At 68.4% G+C, this 2,973-nt stretch carries 4 protein-coding genes; all 4 read left to right on the forward strand.

The features are described 5' to 3' along the window. Positions 1-19: 19 nt before the first annotated feature. Genes SCH01S_RS12425 through SCH01S_RS12435 form a run of 4 tightly spaced genes read left to right on the forward strand, consistent with a single transcriptional unit; the run spans position 20 to position 2,926 of the window. Positions 20-1,096, forward strand: coding sequence for a SufD family Fe-S cluster assembly protein (locus SCH01S_RS12425; protein ID WP_046349143.1), 1,077 nt, complete (start codon positions 20-22; stop codon positions 1,094-1,096). Then, the gene (locus tag SCH01S_RS16550; protein WP_157032921.1) at positions 1,093-1,230 is read left to right on the forward strand and encodes a hypothetical protein; all 138 of its coding nucleotides are present in this window, start codon (positions 1,093-1,095) and stop codon (positions 1,228-1,230) included. The genes SCH01S_RS12425 and SCH01S_RS16550 overlap by 4 nt, the downstream gene beginning before the upstream one ends. After that, positions 1,230-2,465 carry a cysteine desulfurase gene (locus tag SCH01S_RS12430; RefSeq protein ID WP_046349144.1) on the forward strand — a complete coding sequence of 412 codons (1,236 nt, stop codon included), beginning with the start codon at positions 1,230-1,232 and terminating at the stop codon, positions 2,463-2,465. The genes SCH01S_RS16550 and SCH01S_RS12430 overlap by 1 nt, the downstream gene beginning before the upstream one ends. Next, complete coding sequence (locus SCH01S_RS12435) at positions 2,462-2,926, forward strand: SUF system Fe-S cluster assembly protein (protein WP_046349145.1); 465 nt, start codon at positions 2,462-2,464, stop codon at positions 2,924-2,926. Before SCH01S_RS12430 ends, SCH01S_RS12435 begins: the two co-directional genes overlap by 4 nt. The last annotated feature ends 47 nt before the right edge of the window (positions 2,927-2,973 follow it).

Here is a 2,973-nt window from a genome sequence, read left to right on the forward strand (position 1 = left end):
CCCGTTCCGGGGAGGATCTATGAGCTTCGCCCTTCCTTCCCCTCGCGACGAGGCGTGGCGCTGGTCCGATCTATCGGGCCTGCCTGCGCTCGCCGAAGCGCAACCCTGCGGTACACAAGCGGATATCGGCGCCCCACTGAGCGACGGGCCGCGGCTGGTGTTTGTCGACGGGCGGTTGGATGCGGCGCGGAGCAAGGTCGGGCCGCTGGAGATTGGGCCGGTCGATGTGCGCAGCGAGCATCCGCTTGGACGTCTGGCGTCAGGTGCCGGCTGGGCACTGCGGTTGGGGCGCGATCATTCGGCGGCGGGGCTGGTGGAGATCGTGCATGTCGGGACCGGCGGGGCGAGCCATGTGCCGGGGCTGATTGCGCTGGATGATGACGCGCAGGCGGCGATCGTTGAGACGTTTGTGGGCGATGGCTGGGCGAACCGGTTCACCGGCATCCGGCTCGGGCGGTCGGCGCGGCTGATGCGGGCGGTGCGGCTGGCGCAGGGGAGCGGGTTCCAGTCGTTGCGGGACGAAGCGGAGATCGGGACCGGGGCGAGCCTGGTCACGACCGTGCTGGCCGAAGGCGGCGCGGGGAGCCGGATTGACGGACACCTCCGCCTGACCGGCGAGGCGGCGTTCGCCGAAATGGGCGGCGCGCTGCTGACGCGCGGCGAGCAGCGGCACGAAGCGGCTTTGGTGCTGCGGCATGAGGCCGAGGGCTGCATGAGCCGGCAGACCTGGCGCGCGGTCGCCGACGACACCGCGGTCGCGAGCCTGGCGGCGCGGGTGGAAGTCGCGCGGGCGGCGCAAAAGACAGACGCCGAGCAGTCGCTGCGCGGCCTGCTGCTGAAGCGCGCGGCGACGGTCAATCTGAAGCCGGAGCTGGAGATTTTCGCCGACGACGTGAAATGCGCGCACGGCGCGACGGTCGGTGAGCTGGATGCGCGGGCCTTGTTCTACCTCGAAAGCCGGGGCGTGCCGCCGGCCGAGGCGCGGGCGCTGTTGACGCGGGCATTTGTCGCCGATGCGCTGGAGCGGATCGGGGTGGAGGCTGTGCGGGAGGCGTTTGTGGCTGAGGCGGATCAGTGGCTGGGAGCGCGGGGATGACTGCCAAGCTCTCAATCCGGTTTGGCCTGAGCCTGTCGAAGGCCTCCCTTGTTCTTGCTGAGGTGAAGAAAGGAAGGGAGGGCTTCGACAAGCTCAGCCCGAGCCGGTTTGGGGTTGCCGGAGGTCAGGATTGATGGCCACCGCTCTCGCGCAGACCCGACCGCTTGACCTTCTCGCCGATTTCCCCGCGATCCCCACCGGCTGGGCGTATCTCGATACTGCCGCGACGGCGCAGAAGCCGCGGGCGGTGATCGACGCGATCACCCGCGCCTATGACACCACCTACGCCACCGTGCATCGCGGCGTGTATCAGCGCTCGGCCGACATGACGCTTGCCTATGAGGCGGCGCGCAAGCGAGTTGCGCGGTTTATCGGCGCCGCGTCGGCCGACGAGATCGTGTTCGTGCGCGGGGCGACCGAGGGGATCAACCTGGTCGCGCAGTGCCTGGGCGCAATAAATAGGGACAGTCCCTATTTTCTGGGGGCCGGCGATCGCATTTTGCTTTCGCAGCTCGAGCATCATTCGAACATCGTGCCGTGGCAGCTGCTGCGGGATCGCACCGGCGTCGCGATCGACGTCGTGCCGCTGACGGCGGACGGGCGGATCGATCTGGACGCGGCCGAGGCGATGCTGACGCCGGCGCACAAGCTCGTCGCCTTTGCGCATGTGTCGAACGTGCTCGGATCGGTGCTCGACGCGAAGCGGGCGGCGGCGATGGCGCACCGTGTGGGCGCGAAATTGCTACTCGACGGATGCCAGGCGGTGCCGCGGCTGCCGGTCGACGTGACCGAGATCGGCTGCGACTTCTACGTGTTTTCGGCGCACAAATTGTACGGGCCGACCGGCTTCGGCGTGCTCTGGGCGAAAGGCGAGATTCTCGACGCAATGCCGCCCTGGCAGGGGGGCGGCGCGATGATCGACCGGGTGACGTTCGCGCGCACCACCTATGCGCCGCCGCCGGCGCGGTTCGAGGCGGGGACGCCGCATATCGTCGGCGCACTGGGGCTGCATGCGGCGATCGATTATGTCGAGGCGATCGGGCTGGATGCGATCCACGCGCACGAGGCGGCGCTGGTGCGGATGACGCGCGAGCGGCTGGGCGCGATCAACTCGGTCCGCCTGTTCGGGCCCGACGACAGCGCCGGCATTGTCAGTTTCGCGGTCGAGGGGGTGCATCCGCACGACGTCGGCACCATATTGGACGAGGAACGCGTCGCGATCCGTGCGGGGCATCATTGCGCGCAGCCGCTGATGGATGCGCTGGGCGTGCCCGCCACCGCGCGGGCGAGCTTCGGGGTCTATAACAGCGCTGCCGACGTGGACGCGCTCGCGCGCGGGATCGAGCGCGTGACGAGGATTTTCGGATGAACGAGCAGAGCCGGATCAGGATCGAGGAAGTGGACGGGGTCAGCCCGCCGCCCAAGGCGCGCGTCGAGGATGCGCCGCGCGAGAATTTCGAGCGGAAGAAGGACTATCTCGCCGGCTTCCTGAGCGAAAAGCCGGCCGCACTGTCGGGCGAAGAGCCGGGCGGCGAGCTGTACGAAGCGGTGATCGCGGCGCTGAAGGAAATCTACGATCCCGAAATCCCGGTGAACATCTACGACCTGGGGCTCATTTATGGCGTCGAGATCAACGAGGGGCACGCGCTGGTCACGATGACGCTGACGACGCCGCATTGCCCGGTCGCGGAATCGATGCCGGGCGAAGTGGAGCTGCGCGTCGGATCGGTGCCGGGTATCGGCGACGCCGAAGTGAACCTGGTCTGGGACCCGCCGTGGAATCCGGCGCAGATGTCGGACGAGGCGAAGCTGGAATTGGGGATGTTGTGAATGTTCCCCTCCCGCTCGCGGGAGGGGTTAGGGGAGGGCCTGCTCGG

The sequence above is a fragment of the Sphingomonas changbaiensis NBRC 104936 genome, assembly GCF_000974765.1.
In the GTDB taxonomy this organism is placed as follows: Bacteria; Pseudomonadota; Alphaproteobacteria; order Sphingomonadales; family Sphingomonadaceae; genus Sphingomonas_B; species Sphingomonas_B changbaiensis.

What these genes read in the sequence shown, in the direction of transcription:
- SCH01S_RS12425 (WP_046349143.1), top strand. Translation starts at nt 20, where the DNA reads ATGAGCTTCGCCCTTCCTTCCCCTCGCGACGAGGCGTGGCGCTGGTCC.
- SCH01S_RS16550 (WP_157032921.1), top strand. Translation starts at nt 1,093, where the DNA reads ATGACTGCCAAGCTCTCAATCCGGTTTGGCCTGAGCCTGTCGAAGGCC.
- SCH01S_RS12435 (WP_046349145.1), top strand. Translation starts at nt 2,462, where the DNA reads ATGAACGAGCAGAGCCGGATCAGGATCGAGGAAGTGGACGGGGTCAGC.
- SCH01S_RS12430 (WP_046349144.1), top strand. Translation starts at nt 1,230, where the DNA reads ATGGCCACCGCTCTCGCGCAGACCCGACCGCTTGACCTTCTCGCCGAT.